General features: G+C 65.2%; 16 protein-coding genes. 12 read left to right on the top strand and 4 right to left on the bottom strand.

The window, feature by feature from the left end:
- Positions 1 to 109 precede the first annotated feature (109 nt).
- From ACSQ25_RS21635 to ACSQ25_RS21625, 3 genes are read left to right on the top strand one after another with little or no spacing between them, the layout of a single operon-like run.
- The gene (locus tag ACSQ25_RS21635; protein WP_436107707.1) at positions 110 to 2,749 is read left to right on the top strand and encodes a TonB-dependent receptor; all 2,640 of its coding nucleotides are present in this window, start codon (positions 110 to 112) and stop codon (positions 2,747 to 2,749) included.
- 53 nt (positions 2,750 to 2,802) lie between these two features.
- Positions 2,803 to 5,256 carry a family 20 glycosylhydrolase gene (locus ACSQ25_RS21630; protein ID WP_436107706.1) on the top strand — a complete coding sequence of 818 codons (2,454 nt, stop codon included), beginning with the start codon at positions 2,803 to 2,805 and terminating at the stop codon, positions 5,254 to 5,256.
- Positions 5,253 to 6,548 (top strand): MFS transporter, encoded by a 1,296-nt coding sequence (locus ACSQ25_RS21625; protein WP_436107705.1) that lies wholly within the window; start codon positions 5,253 to 5,255, stop codon positions 6,546 to 6,548. Before ACSQ25_RS21630 ends, ACSQ25_RS21625 begins: the two co-directional genes overlap by 4 nt.
- On the opposite strand, the gene ACSQ25_RS21620 is transcribed toward ACSQ25_RS21625, so the two are convergent.
- Positions 6,535 to 7,458 (bottom strand): helix-turn-helix domain-containing protein, encoded by a 924-nt coding sequence (locus tag ACSQ25_RS21620; RefSeq protein WP_436107704.1) that lies wholly within the window; start codon positions 7,456 to 7,458, stop codon positions 6,535 to 6,537. The genes ACSQ25_RS21625 and ACSQ25_RS21620 overlap by 14 nt on opposite strands.
- A gap of 206 nt (positions 7,459 to 7,664) precedes the next feature.
- Between ACSQ25_RS21620 and ACSQ25_RS21615 the strand changes: the two genes are divergently transcribed.
- The 5 genes from ACSQ25_RS21615 to ACSQ25_RS21595 all read left to right on the top strand — a co-directional run bounded on the left by ACSQ25_RS21615 (position 7,665) and on the right by ACSQ25_RS21595 (position 16,969).
- Positions 7,665 to 8,210 (top strand): DUF2058 domain-containing protein, encoded by a 546-nt coding sequence (locus ACSQ25_RS21615; protein WP_436107703.1) that lies wholly within the window; start codon positions 7,665 to 7,667, stop codon positions 8,208 to 8,210.
- Between the two features lie 123 nt (positions 8,211 to 8,333).
- Positions 8,334 to 9,296, top strand: coding sequence for a MerR family transcriptional regulator (locus tag ACSQ25_RS21610; protein ID WP_436107702.1), 963 nt, complete (start codon positions 8,334 to 8,336; stop codon positions 9,294 to 9,296).
- 70 nt (positions 9,297 to 9,366) lie between these two features.
- Entirely contained in the window at positions 9,367 to 9,888 is a 522-nt protein-coding gene (locus ACSQ25_RS21605; protein ID WP_436107701.1) for a YgjV family protein, read from the top strand.
- A 266-nt stretch (positions 9,889 to 10,154) separates the two neighbouring features.
- Positions 10,155 to 14,615 (top strand): EAL domain-containing protein, encoded by a 4,461-nt coding sequence (locus ACSQ25_RS21600; RefSeq protein ID WP_436107700.1) that lies wholly within the window; start codon positions 10,155 to 10,157, stop codon positions 14,613 to 14,615.
- Positions 14,616 to 14,647: 32 nt separating this feature from the next.
- Positions 14,648 to 16,969, top strand: a complete 2,322-nt coding sequence (locus tag ACSQ25_RS21595) for a diguanylate cyclase domain-containing protein (RefSeq protein WP_436107699.1) — start codon at positions 14,648 to 14,650, stop codon at positions 16,967 to 16,969.
- Here ACSQ25_RS21595 and ACSQ25_RS21590 read toward each other — a convergent pair.
- The gene (locus ACSQ25_RS21590; protein ID WP_436107698.1) at positions 16,939 to 18,618 is read right to left on the bottom strand and encodes an ATP-binding protein; all 1,680 of its coding nucleotides are present in this window, start codon (positions 18,616 to 18,618) and stop codon (positions 16,939 to 16,941) included. The genes ACSQ25_RS21595 and ACSQ25_RS21590 overlap by 31 nt on opposite strands.
- Entirely contained in the window at positions 18,615 to 19,892 is a 1,278-nt protein-coding gene (locus tag ACSQ25_RS21585; protein ID WP_436107697.1) for an HD-GYP domain-containing protein, read from the bottom strand. The genes ACSQ25_RS21590 and ACSQ25_RS21585 overlap by 4 nt, the downstream gene beginning before the upstream one ends.
- Positions 19,893 to 20,158: 266 nt before the next feature.
- Here ACSQ25_RS21585 and ACSQ25_RS21580 point away from each other — a divergent pair, with 266 nt between their 5' ends.
- From ACSQ25_RS21580 to ACSQ25_RS21570, 3 genes are read left to right on the top strand one after another with little or no spacing between them, the layout of a single operon-like run.
- The gene (locus ACSQ25_RS21580; RefSeq protein WP_436107696.1) at positions 20,159 to 21,271 is read left to right on the top strand and encodes a toxic anion resistance protein; all 1,113 of its coding nucleotides are present in this window, start codon (positions 20,159 to 20,161) and stop codon (positions 21,269 to 21,271) included.
- Between the two features lie 36 nt (positions 21,272 to 21,307).
- Entirely contained in the window at positions 21,308 to 21,895 is a 588-nt protein-coding gene (locus ACSQ25_RS21575; protein ID WP_436107695.1) for a TerD family protein, read from the top strand.
- Positions 21,896 to 21,934: 39 nt separating this feature from the next.
- The gene (locus ACSQ25_RS21570) at positions 21,935 to 22,753 is read left to right on the top strand and encodes a hypothetical protein (protein WP_436107694.1); all 819 of its coding nucleotides are present in this window, start codon (positions 21,935 to 21,937) and stop codon (positions 22,751 to 22,753) included.
- A gap of 387 nt (positions 22,754 to 23,140) precedes the next feature.
- On the opposite strand, the gene ACSQ25_RS21565 is transcribed toward ACSQ25_RS21570, so the two are convergent.
- Complete coding sequence (locus ACSQ25_RS21565) at positions 23,141 to 23,389, bottom strand: hypothetical protein (protein WP_436107693.1); 249 nt, start codon at positions 23,387 to 23,389, stop codon at positions 23,141 to 23,143.
- A gap of 200 nt (positions 23,390 to 23,589) precedes the next feature.
- On the opposite strand from ACSQ25_RS21565, the gene ACSQ25_RS21560 reads away from it, so the two are divergent.
- On the top strand, positions 23,590 to 24,042 hold the full coding sequence (locus ACSQ25_RS21560) for a hypothetical protein (RefSeq protein WP_436107692.1): 453 nt from the start codon (positions 23,590 to 23,592) through the stop codon (positions 24,040 to 24,042).
- Positions 24,043 to 24,060: the final 18 nt, after the last annotated feature.

Here is a 24,060-nt window from a genome sequence, read left to right as displayed (position 1 = left end):
CAAGATTTGACAAACATGGTCGTTTAAGTAACGACACAATGCCTCCCACACATCAAGAACGAGCGGTTCCGGCGGTCAGCGGAACCACCACACAAGTTTGGGAGATGACATGAACGAGAAGACGGCAGGGCAGCAGGTCAGGCGCACCGCGATCGCGGCGGCAGTGACGGTATTGGTGATGGGGATGGCCGGGCAGGCCGCGGCGCAGGAGCCGGTCGAGCCCCAGACCGTGGTGGTGACCGGCGTGCGCGCCGCCCTGGAACAGTCGCTGCGCCAGAAGCGCAATGCCGACGCGGTGGTCGAGGTGGTCACCGCCGAAGACATCGGCAAGATGCCCGACAAGAACGTCGCCGATGCCATCCAGCGCCTGCCGGGCGTGAATACCCAATCCTCGGCCGGCGGCGAAGGCGGCTTCGGCGAGAACGACCGCGTCAGCCTTCGCGGCACCAGCCCGAGCCTGCAGCAGACCCTGTTCAACGGCCACGCGATCAGCACCGGCGACTGGTTCGTGCTGAACCAGATCGGCGGCAACGTGGGCCGCTCAAGCAGCTTCTCGCTGCTGCCGTCCGAACTGGTGGGCTCGATCGTGGTGCAGAAAAGCCCGACCGCCGACCTGGTCGAAGGCGGCGTCTCCGGCGCCATCAACGTCATCACCCGCCGCCCGCTCGACTTCCGCAACCCGCTGACCGTGGAAGGCTCGATCCAGGCCAACTACAACGACCTGTCGGAGAAAACCGAGCCGCACCTGTCCGCCCTGGTGAGCTGGAAGAATCCTGCGAATACCTTCGGCGTACTGCTGCAGGGCTTCTCCGAGAAGGCCAGCGTGCGCCGCGACGGCCAGGAGATCCTCGGCTACACCCCGATCAGCCCGACCAGCGCGGCCGTCGCCGCCAATCCGGCGCTGCGCGGCGTGGTCATCCCGACCTTCATCGGCGCCGCGCTGTTCGAGCAGACCAAGAAGCGCCAGGGCGGCGCCTTCGACGTCGAACTGCGTCCGGCGCGCGGCACCAGCATCGACCTGAACGGCTTCTATTCCAAGCTCGAGGCCCCGCACCAGAACACCAACTGGCTGGCCGCGCCGGCCAACTCGATCAACAGCCTGGACCTGGTCCCGCAGAACCCGGTCATCAGGAACGGCACCCTGGTCGGCGCCGCCTTCACCCGCAACGCGGGCGAGGTCGACAACATCTACCGTCCGGACGCCGGCGGCGAATCCTGGTACCTCGACCTGAACGGCAAGCACCGCGTCAACGACCAGCTGACGCTTTCGGGCAAAGCCGGCAAGACCCATGGCGTGGGCTGGGACCGCGACGACGTCTACTACCAGAACAACGTGGACGGCGGCATGGTCTTTGCCTTGAACGGCCTGTCGCCGGCGAGCGTCAGCTACCCCGGCGGGAACACCGCCGTGCCGGGCAGCACCGCCTGGGCCGGCGGCGGCGAGGCGCAGTCGGTCGACCAGGAAAAATACGCCCAGGTCGACGGCGAATGGCGCCTGCAGGACGCCAGCGTGCAGGCGATCCGCTTCGGCGCGCGCTGGACCGACCATACCCGCACCGCCGAGCACCCGCTCGAGACCCGTCCCGGCGCGACCGGATTCAGCGCGCCCGGCCCGGCCTGGAGCGGCCAGATGTATCCGTCCGATTTCGGCAAGGACCTGGGCGGCAATGTCTCGTCGAACTACTTCAAGTACGACGGCGCGGCCCTCGGCGCCTGGGGCGCGGTCCCGGGCAACCGCCTGCTCGACTACACCCTGCGCCACAACTGGATGGACGAATTCCAGGTCGGCGAAAAGACCTTCGCTTTGTACGCGATGGCCGACTTCGGCGGCGACAACTGGAGTGGCAACATCGGCCTGCGCGCCATCGAGACGCGTCAGACCACGGTGGTGAACCTGGCGGGCGGCCCGAACGCCATCACCGGTTCGGCCTTCGGCCCCTATACCCCGACCAGCTTCAAGCGCAGCTACCGCGACTACCTGCCGAGCGCCAACCTGAAGTACGAAGTGTCGCCGCAACTGGTGCTGCGCACCGCGCTGGCCAAGACCATCGCCCGTCCGGACTATTCCGCACTGGGCGGCTCGGTCTCGCTCAACGACGACGCCCTGAGCGGCAGCGGTGGCAACGTCAATCTCGATCCGGTGCGCGCCACCAACTTCGACCTCGGCATGGAGTGGTACTACGCGCCGAAGGCCCTGCTGTCGGCCGGCTTCTTCTACATGGACTTCCGTTCGATCGTGGCCCAGGGCACTTCGAGCGGGACCTATTACAACAACAAGCGCGGCACCCAGACCACTTACCAGATCACCTCGCCCTTCAATACCACCGGCAGCAACAAGGGCATCGAGTTGAGCTGGCAGCAACCGCTGTGGAACAACTTCGGCACCCTGGTGAACTACACCCACGCCGACGGCGAACTGGATGACGGCGGCGAGCTGCTGAACTCCTCGAAGAACACCTGGAATGTCACCGGCTACTTCGAGAACGAGCGCTTCTCCGCGCGCCTGGCCTACAACTACCGTTCGAAGTACAAGGCAGGGGTCGACCGCGGCGCCAGCCAGCACGTGGACAGCCAGCCTTCGCTGGCGGCCTCGCTCAACGTCAAGCTCACCGAGCAGCTGACCCTGACTTTCGACGCGCTCAACCTGAGCAACGAGACGATCAAGATGTACGCCGAGAACGAGGACCGCCCGCGCGCCTTCTACTCGAACGGCCGTACCTTCTACATCGGCCTGCGCGGCAAGCTGTAATCGCCCAACACGGCGGCCGGGATCGCTCCGGCCGCCGGCAGCGGAACACACACATGATCCCGACCATGGACCGGCAAGCCCCGGCGATTGCGATCGCCTGGGAATGCCTGAGCAACTACACGCGCGACGACGCCTTCAGTGCACGCTTCACATTGCGCAACGATTCGGGCGAGCCGATCGCGTCCGGCTGGGCGATCTGCTTCAATACCTGCCGCAAGGTGCTGGCCGACAGCGTCAGCGAGGGCTATGCGATCGCGCACCTGAACGGCGACCTGTTCTCCTTGAGCATGCCGGGCGGCGGACCCTGGCTGCCCGGCGTCACCCACACGGTGGACTACGAGGCCCTGCACTGGGCGATCAGCATCACCGATGCGCCGCTGGGCTTCTACCTGCTGCCGGGCGAGGGCGGCGCCCCTAGCGACCTGGGCGACCCGGAGATCGCCCCGTTCGCGCGTCCCGAACAGCGCCACCGCATGCGCGGCGACGCGCTGCCGACCGCCGACGCGGCCTGGCGCTTCGGGCAGAACGCCGCGCTGCACCTGCTGCCGGATGAGGCGGTGGGGCGCATCACGCCGCGTCCGCGCTTCGCCCACTTCGACGGCCGCCGCTGCGTGCTGTCGCGCCACGCGCCGCTGGGCTACGAGCGCGCCCTCTGGAACGAAGCCTCGCTGCTGGCCTCCATGCTCGGCAGCCTGCCGGGACTGGTGCCCGGCGGGTCGGCCGACGTGCAGCTCGAGTTGGGGGAAGTGGAAGGCATGGAAGGGCCGGAAGCCTACCTGCTCGAGATCGAGCCGGGCCGGGTGCGCATCCGCGGCGCCAGCCCGCATGGCGTGTTCAACGGACTCCAGACCCTGTGCCAGCTGATGGCGCCGGACGGCGTGCTGCCCGCCGGGCGCGTGCTCGATGCGCCGCGCTTCGGCTACCGCGGCATGATGCTCGACGTCGCGCGCCATTTCGCCGGCGTGAGCACGGTGCTGCGCCTGCTCGACTGCATGGCCGGCTACAAGCTGAACCGCTTCCATTTCCACCTGACCGACGACGAGGGCTGGCGCCTGGCGATCGGCGCGCTGCCGGAACTGACCGCGATCGGCGCCCGCCGCGGGGTCTCGCTGGATGGCAGCCCCTGCCTGCCGCCGTCCTTCGGCTCGGGCGCCGGCATCGACGGCTCCGCAGGCAGCGGCTTCTACACGGCCTCGGAGTTCATCACCATCCTGCGCCATGCCCATGCGCGCCACATCGAGGTCATCCCGGAGTTCAACATGCCGGGCCACGCGCGTGCCGCCGTGGTGGCGATGCGCGAGCGCTGCCGGCGCCTGCGCGCCGCCGGCGACATCGAGGCGGCCGGCGAATACCTGCTGGACGATCCGGACGACGCCTCGCGCTACGAATCGGTGCAGCTGTGGCACGACAACGTGATCTGCATCGCCCTGCCTTCGGTAGACCGCTTCATCGACACCGTGGTGGGCGAGGTGTGCATGCTGTACCGCGAGGCCGGGGTCCCGCTGCGCGTGATCCACACCGGCGGCGACGAGGTGCCGGTGGGGGCCTGGCTCGGATCGCCCGTGTGCCGCGCGCGCATGCAGGAGCGGGGTTGGAGCGTGCAGCAGCTGCACGACGACTTCGTCGAACGCTGCCGCAGCATCCTTGCGCGCCACGGTGTCGAATTCGCCGGCTGGGACGAAACCGCACTGGTGCGCGAGGGCGACAGGATGCTGCCCAATCCGCGCTTCGCCGGTGCCGGCTTCCATGTCTACGTCTGGAACAACGCCTGGGGCTCGGGCCAGGAAGACTGCGCCTACCGCCTGGCGAACGCCGGCTACGACGTGGTGCTGTCGAACGCCGCCAACCTGTACTTCGACCTGGCCTACGCCAAGCATCCGCAGGAGCCGGGCTATTACTGGGCCGGCTTCGTCGGCACCCGCAATGCCTTCGGTTTCTGCCCACTGGACATCGGCGCGATGGCGGGCACCGATCCGATGGGGCGCACGCCCGCAGCCACGCTGCAGCCGCTCGACGCCGGCGCCCGCGGCCGCATCGCCGGCCTGCAGGGCCAGCTGTGGGGCGAGAACGCGCGTTCACGCGCGCGCCTCGAGTACCTGGCGCTGCCGCGCCTGATCGGGCTGGCCGAACGGGCCTGGACGCCGGACCCGGGCTGGCAGGACATCGAAGACCTTCATGAGCGCGCCGCTGTGGCCCTGCGCGACTGGAACGAATTCGCCAACCGCCTCGGCCAGCGCGAACTGCCGCGCCTGGACCGCGCGCGCCGTCCCTGGGACTACCGTCTGCCGCCGCCCGGCGCCATTGTGCGCGATGGCGTGCTGCATGCGAATGTGGCCCTGCCGGGCCTGGCCGTGCATTACACTCTGGACGGACTGGAACCCACGTCCCGCAGCCCGCGCTACGCGGGGCCGGTGGCGGTGGACGATGCGCGCGAGGTGAAGCTCGCGAGCGTCGATACCCGCGGCCGCGCCAGCAGAATCGTGACCTTGACACTGGAATCGCCATGACCGCCATGAACGAGCTGCGTAGCGCCGCGCCGGCCACCCGCCATCCGCTGGCCTGGGTGCCCACCCTCTACCTGGCCCAGGGACTGCCGTTCTACGCGGTGGCCCTGGTGGCCGGCCTGATGTACAAGTCGATGGGCGTACCCAACGAGCAGATCGCGCGCTGGACCGGCCTGCTCGGCCTGGCCTGGGTGTTCAAGGCCCTGTGGAGCCCCTTCCTCGAACTGGCGCGCAGCAAGCGCGGCGTGGTGGTGTGCTTCCAGCTGGCGGGCGGCCTGGCCATGGCGGCGATGGCGCTGGTCCTGCAGCTGCCGGCCTGGTTCGCCGCATCGATCATCCTGTTCGCAGTGGTGGCGCTGGCCTCGAGCACCCACGACATCTGCGCCGACGGCATCTACATCGCCAGCCTGAACGAGCGCCAGCAGGCCGCCTACGCGGGCTGGCAGGGCGCCTTCTTCAATGCCGCCAAGTTCCTGTCGATGGGCGGCCTGGTGATGCTGGCCGGCTTCCTTGAGGATCGCATGGGGCCGGGCCCGGCCTGGGCCACGGTGTTCGGGCTGCTCGGCGCCCTGATGGCGGGCCTCGGCCTGTATCACCTGTGGGCATTGCCCGCGACGCCGGCAAGCGTGCGGCCGCAGGGCGGGGCGCGCGGCGTGGCCGGCACCCTGCTCGACGTGATTCGCGCCTTCTTCGCCAAGCCGGGCATCTGGATGGCGATCCTGTTCATCATCCTGTTCCGCGCCGCCGAGGGCCAGATCCAGACCATCGGCCCGCTGTTCCTGCGCGACTCCCGCGCGCTCGGCGGCCTGGGTTTGACGACGGCCCAGGTGGGCGCCGTGTACGGCAGCGCCGGAACGGTGGCCTTTTTGGCCGGCAGCATCGCCGGCGGCTACTTCACCGCCGCCCTCGGCTTGCGGCGCGCGATGCCTTTCCTGATCGTCGCCATGAATCTGCCGAACGCCGTGTTCTGGTACCTGAGCGTGGCGCAGCCGGAGTCGCTCGGCGTCATCGCGCTGGGCCTCGGCGTGGAGATGTTCGGCTACGGCTTCGGCTTCGTCGGCGTGATCCTGTTCATCATGCAGGTGGTGGCGGCCGGGGCTTACCAGACCGCGCACTATGCGCTGGGCACCGGCTTCATGCAGCTCGGCTTCGTGCTGTTCAAGATGATCAGCGGCGACATCCAGGCGGCGCTCGGCTACCGCGACTTCTTCCTGTGGGTGCTGGTGGCGGCCTTGCCGGTGCTGGTGCTGAGCCGCTTCGTCTGGCGCGCCGCGCCCGGAGCTAGCGCTTCTTGATCGGCAGCGCCAGCAGGCCGCGCCATTTGCCGGAAGGATCATCTGTGACCCCGTCCCGCTCGACCTGCTGGATGTGCGGGCGCGTGCTGTCGAAGCGCCACACCGACTGCTTGTCGAGCCAGTCCTCGTACATCGAGCGGAAGCGCGGCCACTCGTGGCGGAAATCCAGGCAGGCATAGGTGCCGGCCGGGAGCACGCGCATGCCCAGTGCGCCATCCGATGCTTCTGCGGTATGGCCGAAGTCGTAGCAGTACTCGCTCTCGCCGGTGAAGCCGGGATCCTCGTCGAACACCCCGTACCAGGGCGCGCCGTGGGCGATGCCATCCAGGCGTTCGCGCTCGCAGATGAAGGTATTGCAGGCGATCGACAGCGCGGCGCCGGACTGGCCGAAGAAGCGCTGGTAGCGCAGCGTCACGGCCGGCAGACTGCGCACGGCGATGCGGGCGGCGATGCTGCCCGGCTCGGGCGGGCAGTAGGGCGCCAGGATCGCTTCCAGGTTGCTGGGCTCGGCGACGAAGAAGCTGACGTCGCTCTCGCGCCCGACCTGCTGGTCCATGTAGGCGCGCCAGCCGCCTTCGCGCCAGGCCTTGGCCGACATCGCGAACTGCTGCTTGAAGGCCTTGGCGAAGGCCGCGTTCGAGGGAAAGCCGCAGTCCTGGGCGATGCGCACGATCGGCACGTCGGGTTCGTGGCGCAGCTGGTGGGCGGCGCGGCGCAGGCGTCGCTTGCGCTGGTATTCCACGGCCGAGAAGCCGGTCAGTTCGCGGAAGATGCGGTCGAAGTGGTAGCTGGAATAGCTGGCCGACGCCGCCAGGCCCTCGAGGGCGAGCGGTTCGCCGACCGAGTCGAGCATCAGGTCCATGACTTCGTACAGGCGCGAAGTGCGCAGCAGGGAAGAACGACAGGACATCGCGTGACGAGCTTGCTGTTATTACAGCGATTATGCGGCTAAAAGCCTTGTCGCGGCGAACTATGTGCTACTTGTGCAACACATGCAGAGGTCCTTTCGGCCTGGCCTTGCCAGCCGGTCCCCTTGCGTGCCCGGTTTGCTATGCTAGCGGCTTCGCCGGGCGGCGCCGTGCCGCCCGGCCACCTCATGCGAGTAAGGAGCAGAACATGGTGTCGCTGCAAGAGCAGTTGCTGAAGGCCGGGCTGGTCGACAAGAAAAAGGTCAAGCTGGTCAACCAGGACAAGAGCAAGCAGAAGAAGATCGAGCGCCGCACCGGCCAGGAGTCGGTCAACGAATCGCGCGAGGCTGCGCTGGAAATGCAGCGCAAGAACGCCGAGCGGGCGCGCGAACTGAACGCGCAGCGCGACGCCGCCGCCGCCGAGAAGGCGGTGAAGGCCCAGATCGCCCAGCTGGTGGAACAGAACCGCCAGCCGCGCGCCAAGTCCGGCAAGGGCGATATCGCCTACAACTTCACGCACGGCAGCAAGATCGAGCGCATCTACGTGTCGGAGCAGGTGCAGCAACACCTGGTGGCGGGCCGGCTGGTGATCGTGTTCCTGAAAGGGAATTACGAGCTGGTACCGAAGGTCATCGGCGAGAAGATCGCGGAGCGCGATCCGGGCAGCGTCATCCAGGTCAAGCAGACCAGTACCGAGGTCGATGCGGACGATCCCTATGCCGACTTCAAGATTCCGGACGACTTCACCTGGTAAAGGGAGGTGCATCGATATTGAACAGCTATTTTTGATGAATTTGAGTTACACTTGCGATGTCTCGCATTTGTAGCGGGAAACTCATCAAATAACTGTTCAGTGGCGGGTCAAATGAATGACAGAATGGATGAACAACGGGGCGAGAGCCGCGAAGTGACTTACCGCAGCGGCGTCGCCGCGCGCCTGGCAGGTTTGCCCGTGGAGACCTTGCGGGTCTGGGAGCGGCGCTATGCACTGTCGGATACCCAGCGTTCGGCGCACGGCCAGCGTCTCTACACGGCCGAGCAGGTGCGCCGCCTGGGCCTGCTGAAGCAGCTGGTCGACCTGGGACACCCGATCGGCGTCCTGACCGGCCTGCCGGTCGAACGCCTGGAAGAAATGCTCGCGCCGAACGCGGCGCGCGCTGCCGACGTCAGCGGGCCGATGCGCACGCTGGTGGTGGGCGACGGCCTGGTACGCCGGATTGCCGCCAGCGGCCGCGACGGGCGTGCATTGCAGGTGCAGCAGCACTGCGCCCGGCTCGACCAGCTGGGCGCGCTCCCGGGCGGGATGGCGCTGGACGTGCTGCTGATCGAATCCTCCGAACTCGACGAGGCCGCGGTCGCGCAGATCGTGGCGGCGCGCGCCATCGTGCGCCCGGCGGCGACCGTGGTGCTGTACCGCTTCTGCGGCAGCGCCACCATCCGCGCGCTGCGCGCCGAGGGATGCCTGGTGGCGCGCGTGCCGGCCGAGATCGGCGAACTGGTACTGCTGTGCCGGTCGGCGCTGGCGGGGCAGGGCCTCCCCGCGCCCGAGCCGCAAGCCGAGCCGGTGGCACCGCGCCGCTTCGACGACCAGGCGCTGGCAGCCATCACCGCGGCCGGCAACCGCCTGTCCTGCGAATGCCCGCGCCACCTGTCGGACATCCTGATGATGGTCGGGAGCTTCGAGCGTTACAGCGCGCAGTGTGCCTCGCGCAATCAGGAAGATGCGCGCCTGCACCGCGAGCTCGAGCTGGCCTCGGGCCGCGCCCGCATGGTGCTGGAAGCGGCGATGGAAAGGCTGGCGCTGGCGGAAGGCTTGCCGATGCCGGACAAACCGGCCTGAGCAGGTGCCGAGGCGGAACACAAGGCGGACGCGCTCAAGAAGACCTGAGGCCTGGTAAACTCCCTGCTCAATGACAATCGATTGGTTTTCCCCGGCGCAGTGCGTCGGCTACGCTGCGTTCGTACTCGGCGTCTCTTCCTTCATGCAGAAGGACGACCGCCGCTTCAAGCTGTTCATGGCGGCCGAGTGCCTTGCCTACATCATCCATTTCGCCCTGCTCGGCAGGCCGACGGCGGTCGCCAGTTCCACCATGTCGCTGCTGCGCTCGGTGCTGTCGCTGTACACGCGCTCGAAATGGGTGGCCCTGCTCGTCATCGCGGCCAACCTGGCCCTGGGCCTGGCCTTCGCCACGCGCGCCAGCGACTGGCTGCCGCTGGCTGCCTCCTGCATCGGCACGCTGGCCCTGTTCCTGATGGAAGGTGTCCGGATGCGCGTCGCGATGCTGTGCGGGACCGTGCTCTGGATCGTCAACAACGTGATCGCCGGCTCGGTCGGCGGCACCGCCCTGGAAGTCGTGATCGCCGCGGTGAACCTCATGACGATCCGGCGCATGATGCGTGACGCGGGCGGCAAGGCAGGCGAGCTTGCCTGATTGACTCCTTATGGCTGGGCGGCGACGCGCACATACAACATTCGTTCAATAATCTTAGTTCCCATGAGAACTAAAAGTATCCCCGTGGTAACATTTGTCGCATGGTGCAGCGCGTTTCCTGCGCCAGGCGCTGCATCCATGGTGGTCTTCCAGCAGTCCATCGGCTTGCTTTACCTTCTGCAACCCTGAAGGAACACCTACGACACAGCATGGGCCCGTCCATGGGACGCTGTTCATGCTGGACGTGATTTCACAGGGAGCCGCACGTGGCCGACACACGACAAAACAATTGTATCGACAGTGGGGAAGGCCCCAGCTACGAGGCCGCGCTGCGCGTTGACGGCCTGTCCCAGGACCAGCACCGGCGCACATCCATCGTCCGTGCCATCAGGGCCAGGCTTGCCCATGGCCTCGGCCGCCCGGTTGCGGGCCAGCCGGCAATGCTGCTGGCCGCTCTGCTGCCGGCGCTGTGGCTGGTGGCTGCGGCTTTCCTGCAGCATGTGCACGACAGGACGCTCGAGAATGCGGGAACGGAGACCGGCAACCTGACCAGGGTGATGGCTGAAGAAGCGCAGACCTCGGTGCGCGCGGTGGAACAGAGCCTGCTCGACCTGCGCGAGCGATGGCTGGAAGAACCCCACAATTTCGCCGGCAAGCTGCGCCTGCGCCAGTCGCAACTCAGCGACACGGCGGCCGCCTGGGTCAGCATCCTCGATGCGGACGGCAGGCTCGTGTTCACGAACCGTGCCGAGGCAGGGCAGGTCGACCTGAGCGACCGTGACTATTTCAGCGTCCTGCGCGACGCCGGGCGCGATCAGCTGTTCATCAGCGAACCCGTCACTGGGCGCGTGTCCGGGCTGCGCGGCATCGTGTTTTCCCGGCCCCTGCTCAAGGACGGACGCTTTGCCGGCGTCATCGTGCTGTCGGTGGCGCCTGACTATTTCCTGCGCTTTTCGCACAAGATCGTGCTGGGGCGCGATCCGGTGATCATGCTGGTGCGGGCGGGCGGCCAGATCCTGGCGCGCTCGCCCGAAGCGTCCGGCGCCCGCCGGCACGTCCTGCACGATGCGCCCTTTGCCAGGCAGGGCGCCGAGGTCTCCGGGGTCTTCCGCATGCTGTCGCCGATCGATGGCATCGACCGCCAGTACGCCTGGCATACCTTGCCCCAGCACAGCCTGACGATCACGATCGGCCGCTCGATCGAGGCCGTGCTGGCGCCCTACCGGCGGGTACGCCAGGCGGCAATGTGGAGCACCGGCATCCTGACGCTGCTGCTCGCCTGGAGCGCCTGGGTGATGTTCAAGGGAACCCGCGAGCGTGACGCGGCGCGCCGGGCGGCGGACCAGGCTGCGCGCGAAGCGCAGGCCGCCGAGAGCCTGTTCCGCAGCGACCAGCGTTTCCGCCAGCTGGCCGATGCGATGCCGCAGATCGTGTGGACCGCGGAGCCGGACGGCAGTGTCGATTACGCCAACGACCTGGCGCGCACCTATGCGGGTGTGGATGACCTGTTCGGCCCCGGGCAAGGATGGACCCGGATCCTGCATCCGGACGACGTCCCGCCCACCCTGGCCGCATGGCGCGGCGCGGTAGCCAAAGGCGAGGTGTTCGAGACCGAATACCGCATCTTCCGGGCCGCCGACAGCAGCTACCGCTGGCACCAGGTGCGCGCCCTGCCGATCCGGGACGACCACGGCAGCATCGTCAAATGGTATGGCAGCGCCACCGACCACCACGACAGCAAGCTGGCGAACGACCGGATCAGCCGCCTGGCCACCAGCCTGGGCACCATTCTCGAGTCCATCACCGACGCCTATTATTCGCTCGATGCCGACTGGCGCTTTACCTATGTGAACAAGGAAGCCGAGCGGCTGCTGTGCCGCAGCCGCGAAACCATGCTCGGCAAATGCCTGTGGGACGAGTATCCGGAGCTGGTCGGGTCCGCGCTCGAACACGAATACCGGCGCGCGTCTGAGCAGGGCAGCACCGAGTCCTTCGAGTTTTTCCATGCCGCGAGCGCTTACTGGTTCACGATCCGGGTGTCGCCGTCGAGCGAGGGCGTGACCGTCTATTTCGACGATATCACCGAGCGCCGCCGCCTGCGCGTGTTCAAGGACGAGCAGACCCGGCTGCTGGAGAACATCGCGGCCGGCGCCACACTGCTGGACGTCCTCAAGGCGGCAACCCATATCATCGCCGCCTCCGATCCGCTGGCCGGCTGCGCCGTCATGCTCCTCGGCGACAGTGGGGACGGCCTGCGCCGGGCGGTCGCGTCCGGCCTGCCCGACGGCCTGGAACAGGCACTCGATGGCGCCGCCGTCCGCGAGGAGGGACTGCCATGCGGGCGTGCCGTGCTGTCGCGCCGTCCCGTGATCGTCGCCGACCTGCGCGCCGAACCTGCATGGGACGAGGCCGGCCTGGCCGCCCGCGCGTCCTCGGTAGGGGCCTGCTGGTCTTACCCGATCCTGGGCAACGGCGGTGAAGTGTTCGGCACCATCGACGTATATACCCGGGGGGCGCGCCCGCCGGTCCCGGTCGAGCTCGAGATCCTCGGCTCCTGCGCCCATACGATCAGCATCGCCATCGAACGCGAGCGTGCCGGGCAGAACGCACGCCAGAGCGAAGAACGGCTGCGCCTGCTGCGCCGCGCGATCGAAGCGAGCGCCAATCCGATCGTCATCCGGAGCGCCCGGGGGCCCGATTATCCGGTCGAGTACGTCAACCCGGCCTTCGAGCGCGTCACCGGCTATCCGGCCGCCGAGGTGCTCGGCAAGCCGCTGATGCTGCTGTTCGGCGAGGACTGCGGGCAAGCTGCCATCGCCGAGCTGGACGGCGCACTGGCGCAGCAGCGCGAAGGCCACGCGGCGGTCCGCAGCTACCGCCCGGACGGCAGCCTGGTCTGGCTGGAATGCTACTGCTCGCCGGTACGGGATGGCAGCGGCAGCGTGACCCACTTCCTGAACGTCATGTACGACATCAGCGCCGCCAAGCAGTACCAGGCGGAACTGGAGTACCAGGCCCACTACGATGCGGTGACCGGGCTTGCCAGCCGTTCGCTGCTGGTCGGCCGGACCGGCGCCGCCATTGGCAAGGCCCTGGCCCAGGCCAGCCAGGTCTGGATCGCCAGCATCAATATCGACCGCTTCAAGCTCGTCAACGAAACAGTGGGCCACCAGGCCGGCGACATGGTGCTGCAGCTGCTTGCCCAGCGCGTGCAGGGCCTGCTCGGCGCCGGCGACACGGCGGCGCGCGTCGGGGGCGACGAGCTCATGCTGCTGTTCGCCGACGGGATTGACGAGCATGCCGTGGTGGCCAGGCTGCAGCGCATCAAGGAAGCGATCGCCGCGCCGCTGCAGGTCAACGGGCACGAGCACTTCCTGGGTTCGAGCATGGGCATCGCCTCCGGTCCGAAGGACGGCGACGATGCCGAAACGCTGATGAGGAACGCCCATGTGGCGATGGGGCAGGCGAAGGCAGTACGCAGCAATCACCTGGAATTCTTTACCCCAGCGATGAACGAGCGCGCGGGCGACCGGCTGCGCCTCGAGCGCGACCTGCGCCATGCGCTCGAGCGCGGCCAGCTGCTGCTGCACTTCCAGCCGCAGGTCAATGCGAGCGACCGCCGCATCGTCGGCATGGAAGCCCTGCTGCGCTGGCAGCATCCGGAACTCGGCATGGTGGCGCCCGACCGCTTCATCCGCATCGCCGAGGAAACCGGACTGATCGTGCCGATCGGCGCCTGGGTCATGCGCACCGCCTGTGCCCACGCCAAGCAATGGCAGAGCCTGGTGTCCGGAAAACTGCGGGTAGCCGTGAACCTCGCGGCAAGCCAGCTCTACCACGATGACCTGGTCGGCCTGGTCGGCAGGACGCTCAGTGAAACCGGACTCGCGGCCGAGTGTCTGGACATCGAACTGACGGAAAGCCAGGTCATGGCCGATGTCGAGCACGCGCTGGGCGTCATGCAGCGCCTGAAGGCGATCGGCGTCAAGCTGTCGCTGGACGACTTCGGCACCGGTTACTCCAGCCTTTCCTATCTCAAGCGTTTCCCGATCGATGTCCTGAAGATCGACAAATCCTTCGTGCGCAACCTGGCGACCGACCCTGACGATGCCGTGATCGCGCGCTCGATCATCACGCTTGGCCAGAGCCTGCAGCTGCAGGTGATCGCCGAAGGCGTCGAGACCGAGGAGCAGTTCGCCTACCTGCAGCGGCATCGCTGCGACCAGATCCAGGGCTATTTGTTCAGCCGCCCGCTGGCAGCGGCCGACTTCGAACGCCTGCTGCTCGAGGACAGGGCGCAGCCGCAGGCCGAGGCTGCGGTATCCGGCCAGCGGACCCTCCTCATCGTCGACGACGAGGAAAACGTGAGCGCGGCGCTGTACCGGCTGCTGCGGCGCGACGGCTACCGGATCCTGCGCGCCAAGTCGGGTCAGGAGGGGCTGGCGCTGCTGGCCATGCACGAGGTGCAGGTGGTGTTGTCGGACGAACGCATGCCCGGCATGAACGGCACCGAGTTCCTGTCGCGGGTCAAGGCCATGTACCCGGACACCATCCGCATCATGTTGTCGGGCTATACCGCGGTCGACGCGATCATCGCCGCCACCAACAGCGGCGCGGTGTTCCGCTTCCATGCCAAGCCCTGGGACGACGACGCCTTACGCAACAGTATCGCAGAAGCCTTCCGCTATCACTGGCTCATCCATGGCAACAGCGTGGCGCCAGCCTGACACGCACGGCATCAGCACCTGCACGGGGAACCATGCCTTCATTCGCCGCCACCATCACGAGCTCGGTCCGCCGTATCGGGCTTCCCGTCGTGGTTTTCGCAGCCGGCCTGGCCGCCTCGGCCTACGGCTATTTTGCCGGCGTCCGCCACAGCGAGGCGGAACAGCTCGCCCAGCTGCAGGAAACGGCCGAAAATTACGCCCATCTGCTGCGTAACCGGCTGGCGCTGTACGAGGGCGCGGACAATGCCCTCGCCGCCTTCTTCAGCGCATCGTATGGCATCCGCGCCGAGGAGTTCGACAATTACATCGGGGCCAGCCGGGTGTTCGAACGGCTGGATGGCGCGAGTTCCTTCGGCTATCTTCCCAGGGTGCCGGAGGGGCGCGCCGCGCGCTTCGAGGCCGAGGCCGGCAAGACCTTCCCCGGCTACCGTATCTCGGGCCTGCGGCCCGACACCGGCGTGAACTACCCGCTGCTCTACGCGGTGGATGCGACCGATCCGACGCGGGCGGCGCGGCTGCGCGGTATCGACTTCTCGTCCATTCCTGAACGATGGGCCGCAATGCAGGAAGCCGAGGAGCGCGACGAGCCGGTGGCGACACGGGTGCACGCGGATATCAAGCACCCGTCGAAACGCCCGGTCGTGCTGGTGTTTTCGCCGGTGCGCAGCATGCATGCCGGCTCGTCCGCCGCGCGCGCGCGACAGCAGGGTGGGCTGACGGGCTTCATTTTTTCTGCCATGTATGTCGACAAGCTCTTCCTGCGCTTCGATAACGGGCGCCTGGCCAGCCTGTTCGACGTCGAGGTTTTCGACGGCACTCGGGCCCGCAGCAACCTGATTTTCGACGCCGATGGCAAAGCCCATGCACTGGCGAAGGATTCCGCCCATTTGCTTGCCCACCGTGCCGACATCGGGTTTGCCAACCGGACCTGGCTAGTCCACTTCTACGCGAAGAAAGCTTCGCTCGAGGCAAAGGCGGCGTGGACGGGAGCGGCGGTGCTGGCGCTCGGCCTGCTGCTGACCCTGATTGCGGGTTATGCCGCGTCGGCCTGGCCGCGCTACCTGTCGCACAAGCGCTCGATGCGCGACTTCAGCCAGCGCTTTGCCGGCTTCTTCGAGAAGCATCCGTTCGCGGTCTATGCGGTTGACGCTGAGCAGCGCTTCATCCACGCCAACCAGCAACTGGCCAAGGAGCTGGGCGTCAGCTGTGATGCCCTGATCGGGACGCCGGTCCAGGCCTTCATCGCAGAGGAGCAGCGCGGCATGGTGGCGCAGCATTTCAAAGAAGTACTTGATGGGAAAACTGTTGCGTACACCAACAAGATCATCGACGCCGGCGGGCGCCGTTCGGACGTGTCGGTCGTACTGGTCCCGATGAGCGCCGGCGGCAAGGTGACCCATGTGCTTGGATTTGCCGAGAACATCACCGACCGCAAGCAAGCCGAGCAGGCACTTTATGAGTCCCGGCAAATGCTCCAGCTCATTATCGACAATATTCCGCAGAGCGTGTTCTGGAAAGATCTGGACGGTGTCTTCCAGGGGAGTAATCGCTCCCTGCTGGTCGAGGCCGGACTGGACAGTCCCGATGAACTGATCGGCAAGACCGATGCCGATTTCGCCCGCTGGAAGGAGATGGCGGAGCATTACCGGAAGGTGGACCAGGACGTGATGCAGTCGGGGGTGGCGCGGATGCACATGCAGGCCACCGACCTGCGCAAGGACGGCACGGAATGCTGGATCGAGACCAGCAAGATTCCGCTACGGGACGAGCAGGGCCAGGCGATGGGCGTGCTGGTCGTGACAGAGGATATTACGGCGCGCAAGTACATGGAACAGGAGCTGTTCCGGCGTGCCAACTACGACGTCCTGACCGGGCTGCCAAACCGGGGCTATTTCCAGAACCAGCTGGAAGACGCCGTCAAGCGCGCCCAGCGGCGCCCGGGGCTGGTGCTGATGTACTTCGATATCGACCGCTTCAAGCAGATCAACGACACCTACGGCCACGATGCGGGCGACGAGGTCATCCGCATGTTCGCCCAGCGGGTGCGCCAGGTGCTACGCGAGTCCGATTTCATGGCGCGGCTCGGCGGCGACGAATTCGTCCTGTTCGCGGAAGGACTGCATCACCCGAACGATGCGGCGGTGATCGCCCGCAAGATCGTCGAGGCCATGGTGCCGGTGTTTCATGTCGGCGGCAGGGCGCTGCAGGTCAGCACCAGCATCGGCGTGGCCTGTTTCGAAGCCGGGATGACCCCGGAAATGCTCGTGAAGGCGGCCGACCAGGCCATGTACGACGCCAAGCGGGCAGGCCGAAATTGCTTCCGTCAGGCCGCCGGAGGGGCGCTGCCGGCTTGAGCCTGCCGTGGCAGGATGACCTTGAACACGGTGCCGACGCCCGGTTTGCTTTTAACGTCGATGAGTCCGCCGTGCTTTTGCAGGATTCCGTAGGACAGCGAGAGTCCGAGCCCGGTGCCCTGGCCCACCGGTTTGGTGGTAAAGAAGGGTTCGAAGATCCGGCTCAGGTGGGCAGGCTGGATGCCCTTGCCGGTGTCCTCGACCTCGACCCATACCTGGTACTCGTCATGGCCGGTGCGGATGGTAATGCGGCCGCGCTCTTCGATCGCATGCGCCGCATTGATCAGCAAATTCATGAACACCTGGTTCAGCTGGGACGGGAAGCACTCGACCGAGGGGATACGCCCATACTCCTTGATCACCTCGGCCTTGTACTTGACTTCGTTCCAGACCACGTTGAGCGTGCTGTCGAGTCCGGCCTCCAGGTCGGCATGCTGGCGCTCGCCCCCATCCACGTGCGAGAAGTCCTTCATGTCTTTCACGATGCGTTTGACGCGGTCCAGGCCTTCGAGCGATTCCGACAGGAGACTGCCCAGGTCTTCACGCAAGTACGCCGCATCGATTTCTTCCTTGAGACGCTCGATCTCCTGGCGGTCGGCCGGGCTCAGGCTCGCTTCATGCGCTTCGTAGGCATCGAGCAGCCTCAGCATGTCTTGCGTATACCGCTGCAGGCTGCCCATGTTGGAGTTGATGAAGCCGATCGGATTGTTGATCTCGTGCGCCACCCCGGCGGCCAGCACGCCGATCGACGCCATCTTTTCCGATTGCAAGAGTTGGCTCTGGGCCTCGCCCAGTTTCTTGATCAATTCTTCCTGGCGTGCCTTTTCGGTCTGCAGGGTTTCGTTTGCCCTTTGCAGGTCAGCCGTGCGCTCGAGCACTCTTTCCTCGAGCTGGTCGCGGGATTGCCGCAGCGCTTCCTCGGCCAGTTGGCGCTCGGTGATGTCGGTGTAACCGAACACCCGCCCGATGATGCGTTCGTGCAGATACTGGGGCCGCGACTTGCACTCGAAGACCCGGCCATCCTTGAGCCGGAACAGGTCCTCGGCCTCGTTCCGGTCGACGACCTCGCGCAGGCTGCTGCGGCAGCGGTCGGATTCCAGCACGCTGGCGGACAGGAATTCAAAGATGGCGGCATCGTCGCGCGCCAGCAGCAAGTTTTCGGGAATATTCCACATCGTGCTGCAGAGGCGGTTCATGCTGGTGATGTTGCCGTGCCAGTCCAGCACCAGGATGCCGTTGCCGGTCGATTCCAGGGTGGCCCGCAGCTGCGACAGGGTTTGCTCGAGCACGTCTTCGACCTGTTGCTCGTGCTGGGCATCGCGGGCCTGCACCAGCAGCAGGGGCGTGTCCTCGTGATGCAGGACGCGGATGGATTTCGTGACCGCCAGCAGTGAGCCGTCGGCGCGTTGATATTCTCCGCGCTGGGCATCGACGGCAAGGTATTGCCCGTTGCGGACATCTTCCCAATAGAAAACGTCCTGCAAGGAACTCTCGATATCGGTGATCTGCATGCCCAGCAGTTGCTCTTCGCCGTAGCCGAGCACCTGCGCAGCAACCTGGTTGAGCTGGACGATGCGCAGATCGTTCGGCTCAACGAGCAGGATCATGCTCGGGCTGTGATCGAGCATCAGTTGCTGCAGGTTTTTCATGACAGGGCGGCCCCCGGTGTGCTCGCATCGAAGTAGTAGCTGACACGTTTGCGCGGGCTCAGGTAGTGATAGATCTCCTGCGGGACTTGCGCCGGCCGGATCGACTTCACGATATTCAGGTCCGGTTCGCGATCCATGTCGACCAGGATCGCCTCATCCCGGGAAACTCCCGCATCGTAGATGACGACGACCGGCTTCATCGGCCGCTTCATGTTAACGGTGGCCACCATGCCGATCACGCCGTTGGAAAGCTGGACGATGGTGCCCGGCGGATAGACGCCGAGACAACGGATGAAGACCTGCAGCAGCTTGGGGTCGAACTTGCTGCGCAGCTTGGTGAACATGATCGACAGGGTCTCATGCGGCGTCAGGGCGGCGGCACCATGCACGGGGTTGCACAATTCGTCGTAGCAGTTGGCGATGGCGACGATGCGTGGGAGTACGCCGATCGCCTCGCCCTTGAGCTTGCGCGGGTAGCCGCTGCCATCGAAGGCCTCGTGATGGTCGGCGATGACGGACATGCAGGCGCGCGGAAAACCCAGGCGCTCGCCGATCTCGGTTCCATAGTGGCAGTGCAGTTCGTAGAGGTTCTTCTCGGCCTGGGTCAGCGGGTCCATCTTCGAGAGAACCTTGTCGGAGATGTTCTTGTGCCCGACGTCGTGGAAGAGCGCGCCCATGGCCAGCGGACCGGCCACCTCTTGCGGCAACTTGATGTCGCGCGCGATCATCATCGACAGCGTGGTCACGTTCAGGGAATGGTTGTAGATTTCTTCGCCACCCGTCTTGTCCCCCATGACGTGGATGGCCAGCTCGGGTGCGCTCAGGATCGAATCGACCATCTGCGTGATCAACTGGTTGGCCTTGCTCAAGCTCTCGGCCGGCTGGGCAAACAGGTTCTTGTCGATCTCGCGAAACGCCTTGGCAGTATTGATGAAGGCATGTTCGACGCGTGCGGCATCCTGGCGCTGCGCCTTGATCCGTTCCATCATCGCGCGCTTGGCTTGCAGTTCGGGTGAGACCTCGGGCTGGTTTTCCACCGCCGGCGCCGGGCTTGCCGGCGGCGTATCCGTCGCGCCGGCGGCAGGGCCGACGTCGCTGAGTGCCGGGTCGTAGCGGACGGTCTTCAGGCCCAGGCTCCGTATGGTCCTGAGCTGTTCTTCATTCTTGATCTTGAAATGGCTGAAAGCGAAGGGATGCTCGAACCATTTCAGGTCGAGGTGGATATACAGCCCGACCTGTAGCTGATCTATTGGTATATTGAAATTATCGGACATGCTTGGTCAATCCCCAGGCTTTCGGCCTTATCTCGAAGATAATTATTATTGCTAAGTAGAACTAAATCCTGTAAGCAGAATACCTGTGTCAATGCCCGTGGGCAACAATGTTCGCGCTCTGTTGCGCAGGCGCCGCAGATATTTCACAAAGCATTGCCGACTCAGCAATTTGGGCTTAGTTATACTGATCGAATCCCTGCTACTCGCTCGGCCGAATTGTCCGGTGGTAAGCTATTCATGTTGTCACTTCAACCTGAAGGAATGTTATGAAACCGCTGTTCTCCTCCGACGAAGAAGCGAACGCAGCATCCACGACGCCCGCACCCGCGATGGCGCCCTTACTGAATCCAGCCGCTACGCCGGACGTGCTGCCGGCCTTGCGTCCGGAGACGAGTGCGGCGCCCCTGGTACGTGTCGATATTTCCGGTATCGACGACAAGGCCATCGAGGCCCTGGGCGGCTCCACCGGCGCGGGCGTGGCGAAGGTGTCCGCCAAGTTGCTTGGCACCGTACGTGCGTCGGATGCGGATGTGTTCGGAACGCAGCTGAATGAACTGATTGCGACCTCCAAGGGCCTGGATCCGGCCAAGCTCCGCTCTGGTGGCCTGCTGTCGCGCGTCACGAACATGTTCGGCTCGGTCAAGGAAAAGATGCTGTCGCAGTACCAGATGGTCGAATCGCGCATGGACACCTTGATCGGGGAGATGACGCGTCACGCCAACGTGCACCGGGCGCGCATCCAGGATTTCGACGAGATGTATAAAGGCCTGGAGACCTACTATCAGGGCCTGGATACGGATGTGAAGAAGGGCGAAGCCTGGGCGGAAAAGCTCAGGCAGGCGGTCGCGCAGCAAGCTGCGCCGGTTAACGCCTTCGAAGCACAGCAGGCCACCGAGCTCAAGCGCCGTCTCGAGCGTCTCGAAAAGCGCATCGACGACCTGCGCCGCGCCATGCTGATGGCCACGCAGATGGTGCCGCAGATTCGCCTGTCGCAAGACAATGCCAGGGCGCTGACGGATACCTTCACGGATATCGTCAACGTGTCGATTCCGGCCTGGCGCAACGTATTCTCGCTCTACCTGCTGCAACTGGAGGCCAAGCAGAGCGCGGCGGTCGCCAACGCTGCCTACGACGCCACCGATGCGGCATTCCGCGCCCAGGCCGACATGTTGTTGGAAAATACCGAGACGGTGGCCCGCACCAAGCAGCGTTCCCTGGTCAGCCTTGAAACCGCCCAGCACGTCCAGACCCAGCTGGTGACCGCTTTCGACAAGCTCGAGCAAATCTCGAACGAAGGCCAGCAGCGCCGCAAGGACGAGCTGCCGAAACTGCAGGAACTGGAGCGCGAGCTGATTGCCCGGTTCTCGACCGCGGCCTGATCCCGAACCAACCATTCTCACCATACAAGGAGCACCATGTCGACGACGCTTGCAACCGGCCATCGCATCAACCTCGAAAAGACCGCTCCGGGCTTGAAGCGCGTCCGTATCGGCCTCGGCTGGAAGGTCAATGCGGCCGACGGCCAGCCCTTCGACCTCGACTCCTCGGTCTTCCTGTGCAGGAAAGATGCGAGCGACCATCCGGTCATGATCAGCAATGCCCACTTCGTCTATTACAACCACACCACCTCGCCGGATGGGGCCGTGGTGCACTCGGGCGACAACCGCACGGGCGACAAGGATGGCGACGACGAAGTCATCACCGTCGACCTGGCCAGGGTCGAGGCGGAGGTCGTGGAGATGCCGATCGTGGTCACCATCCACGACGCCGAAGCCCGCAAGCAGACCTTCGGCCGTGTCACTGACGCCTACGTGAAGGTGTATAACGACGAGACCGGCGAAACGATCGCGGAGTATGACCTCGACGAAGACTACTCGGACAAGACCGCGCTGCAGTTCGGCTCGCTGTACCGCAAGGAGGGCGAATGGCGCTTCCAGGCCGTCGGCGCCGGTTTCAAGCTGAACCTGGCGACCTTCATCCGCAAGCTGGGCGGCACTGTCTGAGAACCGGGCGCTCCCGCCTTTCCCGACGCCGCGCGAGCGATGACACACCAGACACCCAAGGCATTCGATTTCGGCGGGGAGCCGGCGCCGGCCCCTGATCCGGCCGAGCGTCCGGCGCTGCCGCGGGCCTTCGACTTCGGCGAACTTCCCGCAGCGCCGGCGCCGGCAAGCCCGAAAGCCGGACCGAAGGCGCTGTTCGAGAGCGAAGACCATCCGGCGGTACGCGACGCCCTGGCGATCGCCAGGGCCGACTATCCACGCCTGTTCGACCACGCGGAACAGCGCCTCGCCGCCCTGTTCCGCCGCATCCTGCCGGTCAGGCTGTCATTGGTCACCGAATGGGCGGAGGGGCCTTTGATGGAACAGGCCGCGCTGCTCCAGCCCATGACCGACCTGGTGTTGAGATTCACGCAGATGGCAGTGCCTGCCTTGCTCGACGCCGCGCTCGAGAGCACCAGGGCGCCGACCGGCGTGTTCGGCAAGCTGTTCCACCGCCCGATGCCGCCTGCCCAGTACAAGCCGGCGTTGACCGCATCCCGTGCCCAGCTCCTGCAGCTGATGGCGGACAGCGAGGGAGCGACCCGCAAGCTGGAAGAGTCGGCGCAGAACCTGAGCCTGCACGGGGCTGTGCTTGCCGTCGTGGCGACACTGGCCGGCGGCGCGGCGGACGCGACCCTGCTGGATGCGCTGACGCAGCGCCGTACGCTGATCCAGCAAGCGGTTCGCCAGGCCGAACTGTCGATTCTGCAGATGGGGCAGGTGCGCCAGCAAGCCGCAGACCTGATCGCGCAAGTCTCTTCCTTCCTGACGGTCACCTTGCCTGCACTCGAGATGGCGCAGGCGCAGAGCGGACGCTGAAAATAGACGCACATATTTTCGGCAAACCTCCGCGTTGTGGTATAGCCTGTTAACTGAGACAAGCTCTTAAACCATCAACCTATTGGGAGGTTATATGCCCTGCGTTGATCATGACTATAAGAATTGTCCCGCCTTTATGGAATTGCGTAATGGCGAGCAATGCAAACAAGCTGGATGTCAGCGTAAAAAGCTGGCTTTCCAGAATTCCCCTGCCTTGTTTGAGCACGAGAACATCGATCTGGATGATGTGGTCATCCCAGGCAAAACCGGTGGCAGGGAGGGAACGATCTAGAACCGGACAAACCAGACACAGGCATTAGAGATGCCGGAAACGACAACGCCAACCTGCTGGGTTGGCGTTGTCGTTCTGTGCCTGGGGAAATGCGCTCAGCCTTTGTCCGACTGGCGGTTCCCACGGTCCGGGTCACCGGACTGGTGCAAATCCTTGGGACCCTTGTAGATCGTATTGGGCGGATGCTTGCCCTGGTGCTGTTCGCTTTTGTCGGATGGGTTTTCCCCTTGCCGATGCTCGTAGGATTTGCCTCTTGCTTCCTCGACCCTGCTGCCCGAGGCATTGCCGGACTTGCCTGTGTCGTTTGCCGTGCCTTTACTGCCGGAACCTGTTTTTGCGCCCATGTCAGTACTCCTTGTCAGTGAAACGAAACCGGGGTGTGACAAGCCTGATCTTGGGGATGTTCGGTCGATTGCAAGGCCGCGGATTCGCATCGTGATCGAACCACCGTCGCAAGAGAGTGCTGTTAAACTTTGCGATAAATTCCGATTCCCATTTGCCGGAGTACAAAATTCTGGGTTTTCTCGTCAGAGCGGCGATACGTATGCCAAAGCTAACGGTCGCTGTAGCATTCGTGGTGCTGGCAGTTTTGGCCAGCACGATGACCTACACCGGTTTCCTTGTCATTGGGGTCTTGGCCGATCATCTCGGCACGGGTCGGGTCATGGCAGGACTGCTGCTTGGCGCTCTTTTTGCACGATTTCCGTGGATAAGAAAAGGCAAGCTGCGCATTGTCGGTCTATTGCCCAAACCTGTACGTCGACCACTCATCGTCAGCATACTCGCACTCTGCTTGCTGTACTTCCTGTCGCGAGGCGAATACGAGCCCGCGGCATTTACAGGTTTCGTTACGGCTTTTCTTCTCACCTTCCCTTGGTTGAGGCGAGCCATGTTCGATCGAATGTTATCGTCGGTCTTCAAGTTCGCTGGCCGAAGCCCTTCCGACAGCGCCGACGACAGGGTGATCGAGGGTGAATTCAGGGAAAAGAAAGATTGATTGCCAGGTGTGTCCCGT

It is taken from the genome of Massilia sp. LjRoot122 (genome assembly GCF_964252725.1).
Taxonomy (GTDB): domain Bacteria; phylum Pseudomonadota; class Gammaproteobacteria; order Burkholderiales; family Burkholderiaceae_D; genus Telluria.
The sequence above is the reverse complement of the archived record's forward strand: the minus strand, read 5'-3'. Positions and strand labels throughout refer to the sequence as shown.